15 protein-coding genes are annotated in these 17,699 nt (G+C 67.5%); 12 read left to right on the forward strand and 3 right to left on the reverse strand.

Annotation, left to right across the window (positions count from 1 at the left end; all coding sequences use genetic code 11):
- Nucleotides 1-243: 243 nt before the first annotated feature.
- The 3 genes from zwf to M3A49_RS22655 all read left to right on the forward strand — a co-directional run bounded on the left by zwf (nt 244) and on the right by M3A49_RS22655 (nt 4,405).
- Complete coding sequence (zwf, locus tag M3A49_RS22645) at nt 244-1,713, forward strand: glucose-6-phosphate dehydrogenase (RefSeq protein WP_266231121.1); 1,470 nt, start codon at nt 244-246, stop codon at nt 1,711-1,713.
- A gap of 93 nt (nt 1,714-1,806) precedes the next feature.
- The gene (gene pgl, locus M3A49_RS22650) at nt 1,807-2,508 is read left to right on the forward strand and encodes a 6-phosphogluconolactonase (protein WP_028205206.1); all 702 of its coding nucleotides are present in this window, start codon (nt 1,807-1,809) and stop codon (nt 2,506-2,508) included.
- Nucleotides 2,489-4,405, forward strand: coding sequence for a bifunctional transcriptional regulator/glucokinase (locus tag M3A49_RS22655; protein WP_266231122.1), 1,917 nt, complete (start codon nt 2,489-2,491; stop codon nt 4,403-4,405). Before pgl ends, M3A49_RS22655 begins: the two co-directional genes overlap by 20 nt.
- A gap of 92 nt (nt 4,406-4,497) precedes the next feature.
- Here M3A49_RS22655 and M3A49_RS22660 read toward each other — a convergent pair whose 3' ends face one another.
- A complete protein-coding gene (locus M3A49_RS22660; RefSeq protein WP_266231214.1) occupies nt 4,498-5,730 on the reverse strand; it encodes a Bcr/CflA family multidrug efflux MFS transporter in 1,233 nt (410 codons plus the stop codon).
- A 222-nt stretch (nt 5,731-5,952) separates the two neighbouring features.
- Here M3A49_RS22660 and M3A49_RS22665 point away from each other — a divergent pair, with 222 nt between their 5' ends.
- The 5 genes from M3A49_RS22665 (at nt 5,953) to M3A49_RS22685 (ending at nt 12,135) form a co-directional block, all read left to right on the forward strand.
- Nucleotides 5,953-6,492, forward strand: a complete 540-nt coding sequence (locus M3A49_RS22665; protein WP_266231123.1) for a hypothetical protein — start codon at nt 5,953-5,955, stop codon at nt 6,490-6,492.
- A 206-nt stretch (nt 6,493-6,698) separates the two neighbouring features.
- Nucleotides 6,699-8,024 carry a glutamate-1-semialdehyde 2,1-aminomutase gene (gene hemL, locus M3A49_RS22670; protein ID WP_266231124.1) on the forward strand — a complete coding sequence of 442 codons (1,326 nt, stop codon included), beginning with the start codon at nt 6,699-6,701 and terminating at the stop codon, nt 8,022-8,024.
- 79 nt (nt 8,025-8,103) lie between these two features.
- Nucleotides 8,104-9,222, forward strand: a complete 1,119-nt coding sequence (ribD, locus tag M3A49_RS22675; protein ID WP_254352049.1) for a bifunctional diaminohydroxyphosphoribosylaminopyrimidine deaminase/5-amino-6-(5-phosphoribosylamino)uracil reductase RibD — start codon at nt 8,104-8,106, stop codon at nt 9,220-9,222.
- Between the two features lie 35 nt (nt 9,223-9,257).
- The gene (locus M3A49_RS22680; RefSeq protein WP_266231125.1) at nt 9,258-9,896 is read left to right on the forward strand and encodes a riboflavin synthase; all 639 of its coding nucleotides are present in this window, start codon (nt 9,258-9,260) and stop codon (nt 9,894-9,896) included.
- Between the two features lie 403 nt (nt 9,897-10,299).
- Nucleotides 10,300-12,135, forward strand: coding sequence for an ABC transporter ATP-binding protein (locus M3A49_RS22685; protein ID WP_266231126.1), 1,836 nt, complete (start codon nt 10,300-10,302; stop codon nt 12,133-12,135).
- Between the two features lie 47 nt (nt 12,136-12,182).
- Here M3A49_RS22685 and M3A49_RS22690 read toward each other — a convergent pair whose 3' ends face one another.
- Complete coding sequence (locus M3A49_RS22690; protein WP_266231127.1) at nt 12,183-12,488, reverse strand: HigA family addiction module antitoxin; 306 nt, start codon at nt 12,486-12,488, stop codon at nt 12,183-12,185.
- Nucleotides 12,489-12,689: 201 nt separating this feature from the next.
- Here M3A49_RS22690 and ribBA point away from each other — a divergent pair, with 201 nt between their 5' ends.
- The 4 genes from ribBA to M3A49_RS22710 all read left to right on the forward strand — a co-directional run bounded on the left by ribBA (nt 12,690) and on the right by M3A49_RS22710 (nt 16,141).
- On the forward strand, nt 12,690-13,856 hold the full coding sequence (gene ribBA, locus M3A49_RS22695; RefSeq protein ID WP_266231128.1) for a bifunctional 3,4-dihydroxy-2-butanone-4-phosphate synthase/GTP cyclohydrolase II: 1,167 nt from the start codon (nt 12,690-12,692) through the stop codon (nt 13,854-13,856).
- Nucleotides 13,857-13,913: 57 nt separating this feature from the next.
- The gene (gene ribH / locus M3A49_RS22700; RefSeq protein WP_028205232.1) at nt 13,914-14,432 is read left to right on the forward strand and encodes a 6,7-dimethyl-8-ribityllumazine synthase; all 519 of its coding nucleotides are present in this window, start codon (nt 13,914-13,916) and stop codon (nt 14,430-14,432) included.
- Complete coding sequence (gene nusB / locus M3A49_RS22705) at nt 14,429-14,863, forward strand: transcription antitermination factor NusB (RefSeq protein ID WP_028205233.1); 435 nt, start codon at nt 14,429-14,431, stop codon at nt 14,861-14,863. Before ribH ends, nusB begins: the two co-directional genes overlap by 4 nt.
- An 84-nt stretch (nt 14,864-14,947) precedes the next feature.
- Nucleotides 14,948-16,141: a pyridoxal phosphate-dependent aminotransferase gene (locus M3A49_RS22710; protein WP_266231129.1), complete on the forward strand. Its 1,194-nt coding sequence runs from the start codon at nt 14,948-14,950 to the stop codon at nt 16,139-16,141.
- Nucleotides 16,142-16,215: 74 nt separating this feature from the next.
- Here M3A49_RS22710 and M3A49_RS22715 read toward each other — a convergent pair whose 3' ends face one another.
- Nucleotides 16,216-17,436, reverse strand: a complete 1,221-nt coding sequence (locus M3A49_RS22715; protein ID WP_266231130.1) for a transglycosylase SLT domain-containing protein — start codon at nt 17,434-17,436, stop codon at nt 16,216-16,218.
- Nucleotides 17,437-17,699: the final 263 nt, after the last annotated feature.

A 17,699-nucleotide genomic window follows, 5' to 3' on the forward strand; every position in this document is an offset into this window, starting at 1 on the left:
GTCCCGCGTTGTTCTCCGTTAACATGAGGGGGCATTCCGTCCGCTCGCGAAACCGCGCTAACCGCCTTGCTGCCTGCGTTTCACGCTTTTTTCATCGAATGAACGTTACCTCTTGATTTGGATTGTAGTTAAACTACAATTCAGTGTCAAAAAAAATTTTATCGGACTACGGCCGCCCGATCGCCCACACAGGCGGGCACCCGTTGTAACCTGCAGCGGCCCCCAGGACTCTGACTGAGACTCATGCAAACCCAGATCGATTCAGGTTTCACGTTCGTGCTCTTCGGCGCCACCGGCGACCTGTCGATGCGCAAGATCCTCCCCGCCCTGTATGAAGCGCACCGTTCAGGCATGCTCGCCCAGGCCGGCAAGATCGTGGGCGTCGCGCGCCACGAAGAGGATCGTGCAGCGTACATCCAGTGGGTCGACGAGCACGTCAAGCCGCATGTGACGAAGAACGGCGGCTTCGACGACAACGCGTGGGCCAGCTTCCTCGAGCGCATCGTCTACGTGAAGCTTGACCTCTCGCGCGCCGAAGACTTCACGCATCTGCGCGACGGCATCGCGTCGCTGCCCGGCATTCGTGTGTTCTATCTGGCTACGGGCCCGTCGCTGTTCGTGCCGATCTGCCGCGCGCTTGCCGCCGTCGGTCTGAACGAGAACTCACGCATCGTGCTGGAAAAGCCGCTCGGCTACGACCTCAAGTCGTCCAACGCAATCAACGACGCCGTGGGCGAGATCTTCGCCGAAGGCCAGATCTACCGGATCGATCACTATCTCGGCAAGGAGCCGGTGCAGAACCTGCTCGCGCTGCGTTTCGGCAATGCGCTCTTCGAGCCGCTGTGGCGCCGCGAATGGGTCGAGAGCATCCAGATCACGATTGCGGAAGAACTGGGCGTCGAAGCGCGCGGCGACTTTTATGACAACACGGGCGCGCTGCGCGACATGGTGCAAAATCATCTGTTGCAGTTGCTCTCGATCGTCGCCATGGAGCCGCCGCATTCGATGGATTCGGATTCGGTGCGCGACGAAAAGCTTCGCGTGCTGCGCGCGCTCAAGCCGATCAACCCGCTCGACATCAGCAAGGTCGCCGTGCGCGGGCAGTATCACGCGGGCGTGATCCGCGGCCAGGCGGTGCCGGGCTATGCGACCGAGCATGGCGTGAAGCCCGAGAGCCACACGGAAACCTTCGTCGCGCTGAAGGTGGAAATCGAGAACTGGCGCTGGGCGGGCGTGCCCTTCTTCCTGCGAACCGGCAAGCGTCTTGCCGACCGCGTGGCCGAGATCGTCGTGAACTTCCGTCCGGTGCCGCATTCGGCGCTCGGCGCGCCGGCGCTGCGCCCCGGCGCGAACCGCCTCGTGATCCGCCTGCAGCCGAACGAGAACATCCGCCTTTACTGCCTCGCGAAGCAGCCCGGCGAAGGCATGAATCTCGCGAGCGTGCATCTGGATCTCGCGTTCGACCAGTTCTTCCGCGAAGGCCAGATGGAGGCTTACCAGCGCCTGCTGCTCGACGTGATCAACGGGCGCCTCGCGCTGTTCGTGCGCCGCGACGAGCAGGAAGCGGCGTGGACGTGGGTCGAGCCGATCCTCAACGAGTGGGCGGCAACGCCGCGCGCGCCCAAGCCGTATGCGGCCGGCACATGGGGACCGGCGGCGGCGAGCGCGATGCTTGCACAGCACGACACCTGCTGGCTCGAAGAAGAGAATTGATGGGATTGCATGGCGGCGCGCACAGCGAGCGCAACGCCGGACCGGACAGATGAACTACCCCGTAGACCTACAAAAAAGCAGCATGGAGGAGAAGTGATCGAGCTTCACGTATTCGACGACCCGCGCGTCCAATCCGACGCGCTGGCGCGAGCCGTGGGCGACGCGCTACATGCGTCGCTCGCCGCTCAGCAAGCGGCGCCCGGTACTGCCGTGCGCCGTGCAACGCTTGCCGTCTCCGGCGGCACGAGCCCGCGCCCCTTCCTCGAGGCCCTTTCGACGCACCGTTTCGACTGGGCGCACATCGACGTCACGCTCGTCGACGACCGCTGGGTGCCGGACACCGACTCCGCGAGCAACGCGCGCCTCGCGCGCGAGACGCTGCTCACGCACGAAGCGGCTAGCGCGCACTTCCTGCCGCTCGTCGACGTGGCGCAGGATCTCGACGCGCATGTCGCCGCGCTCAATGCCGACCCGGCCCGCAAGCTGCCGAACGTCGCCGTGCTCGGCATGGGCGAGGACGGCCACACGGCCTCGATTTTCGCCGACGCCCCCGAATGGCACGAAGCCATCACCACGGCGCGCCCGTTCGTGGCCGTGCATCCGCAGGCCGCGCCCCACGCGCGCGTCTCGTGGTCGATGCAGGCGCTGCGCCAGGTCGATCGCCTGTTCCTGCTGATCGCGGGACAGCGCAAGCTCGAAGTGCTGCAACAGGCCGCCGCGGCCGAACAAAACAACGCCATCTCGAAGCTGGCGAACGACAAGGGAGTGAGACTCGATGTCTACTGGTGCGCCTAATAAAAACGCCCCTGGCGCAGGCCAGCACGCCGACGGTCCGAGGCTGCTCGCCGACATCGGCGGAACCAACGCGCGCTTCGCGCTGGAAACACGTCCGGGCGAAATCGGCCAGGTGCGCGTGTATCCGTGCGCGCAGTATCCCGGCGTCGCGGAAGTGATCCAGCAATACCTGAAGGACAACAAGATCGGCCGCGTGAATCATGCGGCCATCGCCATTGCGAATCCGGTCGACGGCGACCAGGTGCGCATGACCAATCACGACTGGACCTTCTCGATCGAAGCCACGCGCCGCGCGCTCGGCTTCGACACGCTGCTGGTCGTCAACGATTTCACCGCGCTCGCCATGGCGCTACCCGGCCTGACCGACTCGCAGCGCGTGCAGGTAGGCGGCGGCCAGCGCCGCCAGAACAGCGTGATCGGCCTGCTCGGGCCGGGTACGGGTCTCGGCGTCTCGGGCCTGATTCCCGCCGACGACCGCTGGATCGCGCTCGGCAGCGAAGGCGGCCACGCAAGCTTCTCGCCGCAGGACGAGCGCGAAGACATCGTGCTGCAGTTCGCGCGCAAGAAGTGGCCGCATGTGTCGTTCGAGCGCGTGTGCGCGGGGCCCGGCCTCGAGCTGATCTACCGCGCGCTCGCCGCCCGCGACAAGAAGAAGCTGCCCGCCGATCTCGACACGGCCGAAGTCGTGCAGCGTGCGCATGACGGCGAGGCGCTCGCGCTCGAGACCGTCGAATGCTTCTGCGGCATTCTCGGCAGCTTCGCGGGCAACATCGCGATGACGCTCGGCTCGCTCGGCGGCATCTATATCGGCGGCGGCGTAGTGCCGCGCCTGGGCGACCTCTTCACGCGCTCGTCGTTCCGCCAGCGCTTCGAGGCGAAGGGCAGATTCGACGCCTATCTCGCGAACGTGCCCACCTACGTGATCACGGCCGAGTATCCGGCGTTCCTCGGCGTTTCGGCCATTCTCGCGGAGCAGTTGTCGAATCGCGCGGGTGGCGGCTCGTCGGCCGTGTTCGAACGCATTCGCCAGATGCGCGACGCGCTTACGCCCGCCGAGCGCCGCGTGGCCGACCTCGCGCTCAACCATCCGCGCTCGATCATCAACGATCCGATCGTCGATATCGCGCGCAAGGCCGACGTGAGCCAGCCCACGGTCATCCGCTTCTGCCGCTCGCTTGGCTGCCAGGGCCTCTCGGACTTCAAGCTCAAGCTCGCCACGGGCCTCACGGGCACGATTCCGGTGAGCCACAGCCAGGTGCATCTGGGCGACACCGCCACCGACTTCGGCGCGAAGGTGCTCGACAACACCGTCTCGGCCATCCTGCAACTGCGCGAGCACCTGAACTTCGAGCAGGTCGAGAATGCGATCACGCTGCTCAACGGCGCGCGCCGCATCGAGTTCTATGGGCTCGGCAACTCGCACATCGTCGCGCAGGACGCACACTACAAGTTCTTCCGCTTCGGCATCCCGACCATCGCCTATGGCGACCTGTACATGCAGGCCGCTTCCGCCGCACTGCTCGGCAAGGGCGACGTGATCGTGGCCGTGTCGAAGTCGGGCCGCGCGCCGGAACTGCTGCGTGTACTCGACGTCGCCATGCAGGCGGGCGCGAAGGTGATCGCGATCACGTCGAGCAACACGCCGCTCGCCAAGCGCGCGACCGTGGCGCTCGAAACCGATCACATCGAGATGCGCGAATCGCAGCTTTCGATGATCTCGCGCATTCTGCATCTGCTGATGATCGACATCCTCGCGGTGGGCGTGGCGATTCGCCGTGCTTCGCCCGATGCGGACCTCGGCAACGCCGTCGAAAAGGCGCGCGAGCATGCCGACGACGATGCATCGGCCGTGCTCGACTGGCTGAGCCACGGCGCCTCGCCCACGGCGCGCGACTGAAGTCGGCTCATTCGCCGGCTGATTCGGGCGATGAAAAAAATGGGACGCCGAGGCGTCCCATTTTCATTTCGCGCGACGTACCAACGTACGGCTCACGGCGTTGCCGTTTGCGCCGCGTCCGGCGCCGGCGTGCCGTGCCACTTCACGACCAGCGCGCGCCCCGCCCACGTCAGCAGGCCGCACACGCCGATCGTCACGCCCATGCCGAACGGCGAGATACCCGGGAACCAGCCGACCACGGCGCTCGCGAACGCGCCGAGAGCGAGCTGCGTCGCGCCGAATACGGCCGCCGCCGCGCCCGCGTTCTTCGGATAGCGGTACATGAGATCGGTCGCGCAGTTCGCGCCGAGCAGCCCGACCACGCTCACCACGAAGAACAGGCCGAACACGATCGACCACAGGCCGCCCCAGCCCGTCACGCACATGAGCGCGACGAAGAGCGACGCGACGATGCTCACACCCGAAGCGATCGACACCATGCGCAGGCTGCCGAGACGCCCGATGAAGCGCGTGTTGAGGAAGTTGCCGAGCATGATGCCGAACACGTTCGCGCCGAAGAAGAAGCCGTAGTGCTGTGGCGAAACGTGGAAGTACTCGATATAGACGAACGGCGTGGCCGAGATATAGGTGAACATCGCGGCGAACGCCATGCCGCCGCAGAGCATGTGCCCCCAGACGAGCGGATCGCGCAGCAAGCGCCCATAAGCCGCGAACGAGCGCAGCACGGCCGCGCTTTCGCGCTTTTCCGGCGGCCAGGTTTCCGGTACGCGCAGATAGGCCGCCACGGCGCACGCGAGGCCGAACAGCGTGAGCACGACGAACACCACGCGCCAACCGCCGATCAGCAGCAACTGTCCGCCGATCAGCGGTGCGAGCAGCGGCCCGATCGCCGTGACGATCGCGACCATCGAGAGGACTTTGGCGGCATCCGAAGGCTCGTGGGCGTCGCGCGCGATGGCCCGCGAGAGCACCGAGGCCGCGCCCGCGCCAAGCGCCTGCAGAAAGCGCACGACCACGAGTTCGCCCACCGAGAACGAGAGCCAGCAGGCAATGCTGGCCAGCGTGAAGAGCGCAATGCCGCCGAGCAGCACGGGGCGGCGGCCATACGCGTCGGAAACCGGGCCGTAGAGCAGCATGCCAATCGAAAAGCCGGCCATGAAGCTCGTGAGCGTCGAGGCCGCAGCGGCGGCGCTCACGCCGAACGACTGCGCGATGGCGGGCAGGCTCGGCAGATACATGTCCGTGGCGAGCGGGCCACAGGCGGCGAGTGCGCCCAGCAACAGGATCAGCCGGCCATCGGGCCGGCGGCGCGGGGAATGGGACATGTGGTGTGTGTGGCGGCGAAACACGCGCGGCTCGCGCGGTCTCGATGTCATGGGCCGATTCTTCCGTCGCTGCAGGAGCGGACGAAAGCGGACAAAAACAGCAACGCGGTGCCGCCGAATTGTACCTGACGCCCTTTGCCCGCCATCCGCCGCCCCGCATGCGGCATCGTCGCGGCATTGCGCTAAGCTGCCCGCTTTCGCTCAACTTGCCGCGTTGCCGACATGACCGCCTTCCTGCTCATCTGGAGCCCCAAGAAATGGCCCTGGCCTGAACTGCCCGACTTCGCGCGCCGTGTGCGCGCCGGGGAAGCCGTCGCCGACACCTGGGGATGCGGCTTCGCACGCGGCATCCTGCCGGGCGACCGGGTGTTCCTGCACCGCGTGGCTGCCGAGCCGCGCGGGCTGTTCGGTTCCGGCTACGTCACGCGCGCGCCCTACGAGGTGCCGGACGCCGCGTACAAGCGCGGCTACCGGCTGTGCATCGACTTCGTCTACGACTGGCTCGTCGACGCGGGCGAGGAAGTGGCCGTCGCGCGCGACGAGTTGCGCGTGCACCCGTTTTCGATCCAGACCTGGGACGCTCAGAGTTCGGGCACCGTCATCAAGCCGGCTGCCGAAGGCGCGCTGGAAAAACGCTGGGCGGAGCTAACCGGGCGGCGGCCCATACCGGCCCCGGCCGTCGCGGCCATGCAGGCATCGCACGACAACCTGCGCGACACGGCGCCGCACCTCGCGCCGCCAGCCCGCAAACGCCGGCAATAGCAGGCAGCCAGAGGCAGTACGCGCGCCGGATCCGCCCGCGCGGGGACCGCCCAGGCCGACCTGGGGCGCCGGCCCGATCCGCGCGACTCCGGTACAATTTCGAGAGAACAGCCCCATCGCCCGCGCCCCTGCGGCGCCCCATGGGTCCGTACGCCGGCCCCGCCGTCAGCGCCGCGCGCCACACCACTTTCGCAGGTCCAGCACTCATGTCCAACACCCAGTCCAGCACGCAGAACCGCAACGAAGCCCTCTTCGAACGCGCCCAGCGCACCATCCCGGGCGGCGTGAATTCGCCCGTGCGCGCGTTCCGTTCGGTCGGCGGCACGCCGCGCTTCGTCGAGCGCGCGCAGGGGCCGTACTTCTGGGACGCCGAAGGCAAGCGCTATATCGACTACATCGGCTCGTGGGGCCCGATGATCGTCGGCCACGTGCATCCGGAAGTGCTCGAAGCCGTGCAGCGCGTGCTCGCGAATGGCTTCTCGTTTGGCGCGCCCACCGAGGCCGAGATCGAGATCGCCGAGGAAATCTGCAAGATCGTCCCGTCGATGGAGCAGGTGCGCATGGTGTCGAGCGGCACCGAGGCCACGATGAGCGCGCTGCGTCTCGCGCGCGGCTTCACGAAGCGCGACCGCATCGTGAAGTTCGAAGGCTGCTACCACGGCCACGCCGACAGCCTGCTCGTGAAGGCCGGCTCGGGCCTGCTCACGTTCGGCAACCCGACGTCGGCGGGCGTGCCGGTGGACATCGCGAAGCACACCACCGTGCTCGAATACAACAACGTCGCGGCGCTCGAAGAAGCGTTCAAGGCGTTCGGCGACGAGATCGCCGCCGTGATCGTCGAACCGGTCGCGGGCAACATGAACCTCGTGAAGGCCACGCCCGAGTTCATCGGCGCACTGCGCAGCCTCACGGCGAAGCACGGCAGCGTGCTGATCTTCGACGAAGTGATGTGCGGTTTCCGCGTCGGCCTGCGCGGCGCGCAGGCGCTCTACGGCGTCGAGGCCGACATGGTGTGCCTCGGCAAGGTGATCGGCGGCGGCATGCCGGCGGCGGCGTTCGGCGGCCGTCGCGAGATCATGGATCACCTCGCGCCCAACGGCTCGGTGTACCAGGCGGGTACGCTCTCGGGCAACCCGATCGCGGTCGCGGCGGGCCTGAAGACGCTGCAGCTCATTCAGGCGCCCGGCTTCTACGAACAGCTCACCGCGAAGACCGAACGTCTCGCGAAGGGGCTGTCGGCGGCGGCACGCGAAACGAAGGTGCCGTTCGTGGCGGATTCGGTGGGCGGCATGTTCGGCCTCTATTTCGCGGACAAGGTGCCGGGCAGCTTTGCCGAGGTCACGAAGAGCGACATCGTGCGCTTCAACCGCTTCTTCCACCGCATGCTGGACGCGGGCGTCTACTTCGCGCCTTCGGCCTACGAGGCCGGTTTCGTGTCGAGCGCCCACGACGACGCGATCCTCGACGAGACCGTCGCCGCGGCGCGCAGCGCGTTCGCAGCGGAAGCCGCGGCTGAAAACGTCACGCAATAACACATCACGCCAACGACCGCGGGCGCGGCGCGCGCCTCGCCGGCCCCCATCTGACCGCCGCCCGGGAGAAAGCCCGACGATGTTTTCGCAATCCGATTTCGTCCACATGGAGCGTGCGCTCGCGCTCGCGCACCGCGGCCTGTACACGACCGACCCGAACCCGCGCGTCGGCTGCGTGCTGGTGAAGGACGGCGTGGTGATCGGCGAGGGCTTCACGCAGCCGGCCGGCCAGGATCACGCCGAAATCCAGGCGATGAAGGACGCCCGCGCGCGCGGGCACGACCTGCGCGGCGCGACGGCGTATGTGACGCTCGAGCCGTGCAGCCACTTCGGGCGCACGCCGCCCTGCGCGAACGCGCTGATCGAAGCGAAGGTCGCGCGCGTGATTGCGGCGATGGAAGACCCGAACCCGCTCGTATCGGGGCGCGGGCTTTCGATTTTGCGCGACGCGGGCATCGACGTGCGTTGCGGACTGCTCGCCAACGAGGCGCGCGAACTGAACATCGGCTTCGTTTCGCGCATGACGCGCAAGCGTCCGTGGGTGCGCATGAAGGTTGCCGCATCGCTCGACGGCCGCACCGGCCTGCCCTCGGGCGAAAGCCAATGGATCACGGGTGAAGCCGCGCGCGCCGACGGCCACGCCTGGCGCGCGCGCGCCTCGGCCATCCTCACGGGCATCGGCACGGTGAAGGAAGACGACCCGCGCATGACCGTGCGCGCCGTCGACACTCCGCGCCAGCCCAAACGCGTGCTGATCGACAGCCGGCTCGACGCCTCGCCGCTCGCGCAGATCTTCGTGGGCGCGCCCACGCTCGTGTTCTGCGCGGCGCTCGACGCGAGCAACGAGGAACGCGCCGAAGCGCTGCGCGTGCGCGGCGCCGAAATCGTCGCGCTTGGCAACGAGCAAGGCAAGGTCGATCTGCCGGCCATGCTCACGGAGCTCGCCGCGCGCGGCGTGAACGAACTGCACGTGGAAGCGGGCTACAAGCTCAACGGTTCGCTCCTGCGCGAAGGCTGCGTGGACGAACTGCTCGTGTACGTGGCGCCGTCGCTGCTCGGCACGAACGCGCTCGGCATGATCGACATCGCTGCGCCCGCGACGCTCGACGAGCGCACGCGCCTCGCCTTTCATTCCGTCGATCGTCTCGGTAGCGACCTGCGCATTCTTGCGCGCGTCGTCACGACGCAAGACGCCTGACCCTCACTGATGCACTGAACACAAGGAACAGCACGATGTTTACCGGAATCGTCGCGGCAGTGGGCCGCATCGAATCGATCAAACCGCTCGGCACGGATGCCGACGCAGGCGTGCGCCTCGCCGTCAACGCAGGCAGCCTCGGCCTCGACGACGTGCAGCTCGGCGACAGCATCGCGATCCAGGGCGCGTGCATGACCGTCATCGAGAAGTCGGCGACGGGCTTCGACGTCGATGTTTCGCGCGAAAGCCTCAACCGCACCGTGGGCCTCGCGGCGACGGGCGAAGTGAACCTCGAAAAGGCGCTGCGCGCGAACGACCGCCTCGGCGGCCACATCGTCTCGGGTCACGTGGACGGCCTCGGCACCGTCACGCGCTTCGCGCCCGTGGGCGAGTCGCACGAACTGCGCGTTCTCGCGCCGGCGGAAATCGGCCGCTATCTCGCCTACAAGGGCTCGATCACCGTGAACGGCGTGAGCCTCACAGTCAACTCGGTCGACGACCGCGCGGAAGGCTGCGAATTCTCGATCAACCTGATTCCCCACACCGTGGAAGTCACCACGCTCAAGCATCTTCAGGCCGGCACGAAGGTGAATCTCGAGATCGATCTGATTGCGCGCTATGTCGAACGGATGCTCTCGGCGGAAAAGGCAGCCAATTCGGCCGCGCAAGACTAAAAGCCGCCGGGCCGGCGCCAGGCCTGCCCCGGACGCGCGCAAGCACGCGCGCCGGGGCGCTGATAGAATCTAGCCTTCGCTACGCACTCGCCGCACGGCGTGCCGCGTTCCCATCACCCGAATCGAACCAGGAGGCACAGTTGGCAACGATTGACACGAGCGCCGCCATGCCGATGGTCCGGGTGACATTGCACGTTGCGTCGCGTCACGCAACCTTCCCGCTTCCAGCGCTGCCATAGCGCGTCCCGCGCGGCATGTTTTCAGACGCCGCGCCGTATTCAGCGAATTCGAGGTCAGGCCGTCCGGCAACCGATGCCCGGGCGGGCGAATCCCGTTTTCCGTCTTAACGCTTCACGCTTCCTTCAGGAGAGTCTTCGGGCATCACGTCCGGAGCATGCTGTCCATGACAGAGCAAAATACAAAACCCGAATCGGGGGGACAAACCTTCCGCAAGGTCCTCGGCTTCACCTTCCGGCACTGGGCGCGCCAACCGGCGCGCGTCACGGCCGTCGCGCTCGCCTCGCTTCTCGGCGCGCTCGCCGACGTGCTCACGCCCCACTACGCGGGCCAGCTCGTCGATGCCCTCACGCACGACGGCGCAGCCAGCAGCGCCGCCGCCTGGCATGCGGCGGTCGTCGCGTTCTGGGCGCTCACGGCGCTCGGGCTCGGCGGCACGATCATGCGCCAGGCCGCGTACCGCAACATCATCACGCTGACGCTGCGCATGATGAGCGAGATCGCCACGCAAGCCTTTCACCGCGTGCAGCGCTTCTCGACGGACTGGCACGCGAACAGCTTCGCCGGCTCCACGGTGCGCAAGGTCACGCGCGGCATGTGGGCGCTCGACCTGCTCAACGACACGCTGCTCGTCGCCCTGTTCCCGTCGCTCGTCATGCTGGTCGGCTCGACCATCCTGCTCGCCGTGCAGTGGCATGTGATGGGCCTCGTGGTCGGCATCGGCTCGGCGGTGTATCTGGCGATCACGGTCTCGCTCTCGCTCTTTTACGTCGCGCCCTCGGCCCGGCTCGCGAACCAGTGGGATACGAAGATGGGCGGCGCACTCGCCGACGCCATTTCGTGCAACGCCGTCGTCAAGGCGTTCGGCGCGGAAACGCGCGAAGAAGCGCGGCTCGCGCGGGTCGTCACGAAGTGGAGCAGTCGCACGCGGCGCACGTGGCAGCGCGGCACGCTCAACGGCGGCGTGCAGGGTGCGCTGCTCGTGGGCATGCAGGCGGCGATCCTCGGTGCGGCGCTGCTGCTTTGGGCGCGCGGTCTCGCAAGCGTGGGCGACATCACGTTCGCGCTCACGCTGTTCTTCCTGCTCAAGGGGTACCTGCGCGATGTGGGCATGCACGTTCGCAACCTGCAGCGCTCGGTCAACGACATGGAAGAGCTCGTCGCGCTCGACGCGGCGCCGCTCGGCATCGAGGATCAGCGTGATGCGCCGCCCATCGTGATCGATCAGGGCGATATCCGCTTCGAGAACATGACGTTCCGCTACGGCGACCACGCGGAAGGCAGGGCGCTCTACGAGAACCTCACGCTGCGTATCGCGCCGGGCGAGCGCGTGGGCCTCGTCGGCCATTCGGGCTCCGGCAAGACCACGCTGATCAAGCTGATCCAGCGCCTTTACGACGTGTCCGGCGGACGCATCACGATCGACGGCCAGGACATTGCGCGCGTGCAGCAAGCGTCGCTGCGCTCGCAGATCGCCATCGTGCAGCAGGAGCCGGTGCTGTTCCACCGCTCGCTTGCTGAGAACATCGCTTACGCCCGGCCAGGCGCGACGCACGCCGAAATCGAGCGCGCGGCGAAGCTCGCGAGCGCCCACGACTTCATCACGGCGCTGCCGCACGGCTACGACACGCTGGTGGGCGAGCGCGGCGTGAAGCTCTCGGGGGGCGAGCGCCAGCGCGTGGCGATCGCGCGCGCGTTCCTCGCGAATGCGCCGATCCTGATCTTCGACGAAGCGACCTCGAGCCTCGACAGCGAAAGCGAAGTGCTGATCCAGCAGGCCATGGAGCGGCTCATGGAGGGCCGCACGACCGTGGTCGTCGCGCACCGGCTCTCGACCGTGCGCGCGCTCGACCGGCTGCTGGTGCTCGAGCGCGGACGCGTGGCGGAGGAAGGCACGCACGACGCGCTCGTGCGCCGCGAAAACGGCCTGTACCGGCGCCTGTTCGAGCGCCAGGCGCTGGAACTGACGAAAGGACTCGCCGACGACGTGATCCTGCGGTGACGCCTCGCCTCGCCGCTTCGCGCTCGCGCCTCCCGCCGCAAGCCGGCTCAGGCGGGAGTCGCGCGCGCGTGCGGCGTGATGCGCGCGAGCACTTCGGCCAGCGCCTCGCGCGCGATTTCGGTGTCGTAGCGGGCCTGCAACTGCATCCAGCTGCGCGCGTCGGTGCCGAAATAAACCGCGAGACGCACTGCCGTGTCCGCGGTGATGGCGCGCTTGCCGAGCACGATCTCGTTGATGCGGCGCGGCGGCACGCCAATCGCCCTGGCGAGCGCGTACTGGCTGATGCCCATGGGCTTGAGCCACGCTTCGTGCAGAATTTCGCCCGGGGTGGCCAGCGGTGCTTCACGCGCCATGGTTTTGCTCCTCGGTGTGGGTCCGCGATGCGTGCTTTCGACGCCTCGCGCCCGCGAAATGAAGCACGAATAGTAACGTTTCACGTTAATAACGTATAGCGTTACTAGCGTGAAACAGACGGGATTCGCGCCTTCCCGCGTTCTGGGCGACGCGCCCGCTCGCGTGGCGTAAAATGTGGCCTTTCCAGCCAGAATCCCAACATGACGCTCGCCTCCACCCCTGAGATCATCGCCGAGCTCAAAGCCGGCAAGATGGTCATCCTCGTCGACGAAGAAGACCGGGAAAACGAGGGCGACCTCGTCATCGCTGCGGAGTTCGTCACGCCTGAAGCCATCAACTTCATGGCGAAGTACGGCCGCGGGCTGATCTGCCTCACGCTCACCCAGGAGCGCTGCAAGCTGCTCAACCTGCCGCTCATGACCTACCGCAACGGCACGCAGTACGGCACGGCGTTCACGGTCAGCATCGAGGCCGCCGAAGGCGTCACGACGGGCATTTCCGCCGCCGACCGCGCCCGCACGATCCAGGCGGCCGTCGCGCACGACGCGCGCGCCGAGCACATCGTGCAGCCCGGCCACGTGTTCCCGATCATGGCGCAGCCAGGCGGCGTGCTCGTGCGTGCGGGCCACACCGAAGCGGGCTGCGACTTCACGGCGCTTGCCGGCCTCACGCCGGCCTCGGTGATCTGCGAGGTCATCAAGGACGACGGCACGATGGCGCGCCTGCCCGACCTCATGGCGTTCGCGCAGGAGCATGGCCTGAAGGTCGGCACCATCGCCGACCTGATCCACTACCGCAGCCGCACCGAATCGATCGTCGAGCGCGTGGCCGAGCGCACCATGCAAACCGCCCACGGCCCGTTCCGCGCGATCATGTATGTCGACCAGCCCACGCGCACGCCGCACATCGCACTCGTGCGCGGCACGCCGAAGCCCGGCGTCGATACGCCCGTGCGCGTGCACGAGCCGCTCTCGGTGCTGGATCTGCTCGAAACGGGCTCGTCCACGCACTCGTGGACGCTCGACGTCGCCATGCGCGAGATCGCCTCGCGCGACGTGGGCGTGATCGTCATGCTCAACTGCGGCGAACCCAAGGAACACCTGATCGACGTCTTCAAGGCGTTCGACCAGAAAGAACGCGCGGAGGCCCTCGCCCGCCGGCCTGTGGACTTCAAGACCTACGGCATCGGCGCGCAGATCCTGCGCGAACTCGGCGTGGGCCGCATGCAGGTGCTCTCGAAGCCGCGCCGCCTCGGCAGCATGTCGGGCTACGGTCTCGAGGTCACCGGCTTCGTGCCGATGCCCGGCGGGGACGCGCAAGCGCCCTGCCCGCCGGATGCCGCTGACCCTGCCTCGTCGCGCGCCTGAAGTCGCATCGCGCTCTTTTCACGCGTCACCACGCTCAACCGAACTTACGGACAACACATGGAAATCGGACAATACCAACCGAACCTCGACGGCGACGGACTGCGCATCGGCATCGTCCAGTCGCGCTTTAACGAACCCGTCTGCAACGGCCTCGCCGACGCCTGCATCGAAGAACTCGAACGCCTCGGTGTGACGGGCGAAGACGTGCTGCTCGTCACCGTGCCGGGCGCACTCGAAATCCCGCTGGCGCTGCAAAAGCTCGCCGAAAGCGGTCAGTTCGACGCCCTGATCGCGCTCGGCGCGGTCGTGCGCGGCGAAACGTACCACTTCGAGCTCGTCTCGAACGAAAGCGGCGCGGGCATCTCGCGCGTCTCGCTCGACTTCAACGTGCCCATCGCGAACGCCGTGCTCACCACCGAGAACGACGAGCAGGCCGTGGCCCGCATGACCGAGAAGGGTCGTGACGCCGCGCGTGTCGCCGTGGAAATGGCGAACCTGACGGTGGCGTTGGAGCAGCTCGACGGCGGCGATGACGACGACGAAGAAGACGAGGAAGACGAAGAGGAACAGCAATGAAGAGCGCGCGCCGCCGCTCCCGCGAACTGGCCACGCAGGGGTTGTATCAGTGGCTGCTGTCGGGTGTGCCCGCCGGCGAGATCGACGCGCAGCTGCGCGGTTCGCAGGGCTACGACAAGGCCGATCACGAGCATCTGGACGCGATCCTGCACGGCGTCATCCGAGAGTCGGACGAACTGTCCGCCTCCATCACGCCGTGCCTCGACCGTCCGATCGAGCAGCTTTCGCCCGTCGAACGCGCGGTGCTGCTCGTCGCGACCTACGAGTTCAAGCATCACGTCGACATTCCGTACCGCGTCGTGATCAACGAGGCGGTCGAGCTCACGAAGACCTTCGGCGGCTCGGACGGCTACAAGTACGTGAACGGCGTGCTCGACAAGCTCGCGGCGCAACTGCGCGCCACCGAAGCGCAAAACGCCCGCAAGTCGTAAGAACGCGAGCCGCCGGGGCAAGCGGGTGCGCCTGAGCGCCCGGCCCCGCGCGCCGCGTGATCTGTCAGTACTGGAAAGACCCGCATGAACACCGTTGCCGAACCGCTGCTGCGGCTAGCCGCGCGCGTCGACGAGATCCAGCCTTTCTACGTCATGGAACTGGCGAAGGAAGCCGCGAAGCTCGAGCGCGCTGGACGCGACATCATCCACATGGGCATTGGCGAGCCGGACTTCACGGCGCCCGAGCCCGTCGTCGAGGCGGCCGCCGCCGCGCTGCGCCGCGGCGTCACCCAATACACGAGCGCGCTCGGCATCCACGCGCTGCGCGAGGCGATCGCCGCGCACTACCAGCACGCGTACGGCCTCACGGTCGACCCCGCGCGCATCGTCGTGACGGCCGGCGCCTCGGCGGCGCTCCTGCTCGCCTGTACCGCGCTCGTCGACCGCGACGACGAAGTGCTGATGCCCGACCCCTGCTATCCGTGCAACCGCCACTTCGTGGCCGCCGCGGAAGGCAAGCCGGTGCTCGTGCCGAGCGGCCCGGAAGCGCGCTTCCAGCTCACCGCCGCCGATGTCGAACGCCTGTGGTCGCCGCGCACGCGCGGCGTGCTGCTCGCCTCGCCGTCGAACCCCACCGGCACCTCGATCGAGCCCGACGAACTCAAGCGCATCGTGCAGAGCGTGCGCGCGCGCGGCGGTTTCACAATCGTCGACGAAATCTATCAAGGCCTGTCGTACGACACGCCCCCCGTCTCCGCGCTGTCGTTCGGCGACGACGTGGTGACCGTCAACAGCTTCTCGAAGTACTTCAACATGACTGGCTGGCGTCTGGGCTGGCTCGTGGTACCGCCCTCGCTGGTCGGCGCATTCGAAAAACTCGCGCAGAACCTGTTCATCTGCGCGTCGGCGCTCGCGCAGCATGCCGCGCTCGCGTGCTTCGAGCCGGACACGCTGAAGCTCTACGAAGGGCGCCGGCTCGAATTCAAGCGCCGCCGCGACTTCATCGCGCCGGCGCTCGTATCGCTCGGCTTCACGGTGCCCGTGATGCCCGACGGCGCGTTCTACGTCTACGCCGACTGTTCGAACGTCGCGCACCCCGCCGCCGGCGACAGCGACGCGCTCACCCGCGCGATGCTGCACGACGCGGGCACGGTGATGGTGCCCGGCATGGACTTCGGCGTCGCCGCGCCGCACCAGTACGTGCGGCTCTCGTATGCCACGGCGTACGAGCGCCTGGAGGAAGCGGTCGAGCGGCTGCATACGTTCTTCGGACACTGATCCGCCGTGCGCGAGAAATAGAAAAAGGCTCCCGAGGGTGCCTTTTTCGTCTCGTCCGGTCTTTCAGCCAGAACTCAAGCGCCCAGCTCGGACGAAGCGTGCTTCTGGGCCGTCGTGCCGGTGCTGGCGTCGTCCTGATCGGAACCGCTCGCGGACGACGACTTCTCGACGATCGCGTGGGCGTTGTCGAGCGTCACGTGCACGCGCTTCTCGCCGTTGACGCTCGCCACCTTCTGCGGCGCAGACGTGCTGGCCGTGGTGGTGACGGGCGCCTGCGGCGCGTTGATCGGCACGTTGCGGCCGCGTGCGACGTCGCGCAGACGCCCGCGCTCGGCCATCACCTTGGCGCCGTAGCCGCCGTCGTCGGGCGAGGTCGACCCAACGTAGAGACGCAGGCCGCCCGGCAGCGAACCGCCGCGCGCGATGCAATCCTTGAGCACCAGCGCGCCGACCTTGATGTTCGCGAGCGGATCGAGCGCCGCGCGCTGGCCGCCGAAGTACTGGAACTTGTCCGAGTGCACCTTCGACATGACCTGCATGAGGCCCTGTGCGCCCACGCCGCTTTCGGCGTATGGGTTGAAGCCCGATTCGATCGCCATCACGGAGAGCAGCAACAGGGGATCGAGCCCCACTTCACGACCGGTGTCGAACGCCGCTTTCACGAGTTCCCCGACCGGTTCCTGCGCCACACGGTAGCGGCGCGCCAGATAGGTGGCGACGAGCGCTTGCTCACGCGCCGAAACGAGCACGCGGTCGTCGCGCGCGTCGGGCGTGATGCGCTGGGGCGGAATCATGCGCGCGAGCGAACCGACGCTGGTCGGCAGCGCACGCGGATCGAGGCCGTTGAGCGTCACGGCGTCGAGCGTGGCGATGCCGCCGTTCGACACCGAGGTCGCGACCTTCGCGACCGTGCCGTTGGAGCCCGTGGGCGAAATGCCCGTGGCGCCGACAGGCCCGGCCGCACCGGCATCGGGCGCGAGTGCCGTGGGCAGCATTGCGCCGTCGGCGTTGTCGTCGTTGTTCGTCACGCCGGGGGGCGCGAACGAGGGCAGCGGGTTGCCTTGCAGCAGACGGGCCGGGCCGGCCTGGACCGCCGCCGAGACGAACGGCATCACCCGCGCGGCCAGCGTGCCGCGCCACGTGGGCAGCAGCCAGAGGGCAACCGCGAGCACAACGGCACAACCACCAACAATGCTGAACAGGTGATGGCTAAGACGCGTGCCACGACGCAGCAGCGCTCGCAGGCCAAGCGCTACACGCTCGTCGGCGCGCCACCACGATAACCAGGTATTCATCTACAGATCTCCCCATGTTGCATGATCCGGCTCAGGGGTCGGCACGAGGCAGACGGCCAATCGCAGGATCAAGACATCGCGCGCCCTGGCTGGTGCGGCAGCGATGTCGGGAAAACGGCAAGTTCGCCGTGGGTGGAACTCCTTTTGGGCAACCAGGCACGCAATGTGCGCGCGCCGGGAGTTCTCACGCGAAAAGCCAGCGCGAAGGGGCGCTGACGAGGACAACCAATCTAGACCGTATGCAAGCCGTGCAGGGGTTCGGC

This window comes from Paraburkholderia sp. CNPSo 3076 (assembly GCF_026343935.1).
GTDB classification, from domain to species: Bacteria; Pseudomonadota; Gammaproteobacteria; order Burkholderiales; family Burkholderiaceae; genus Paraburkholderia; species Paraburkholderia nodosa.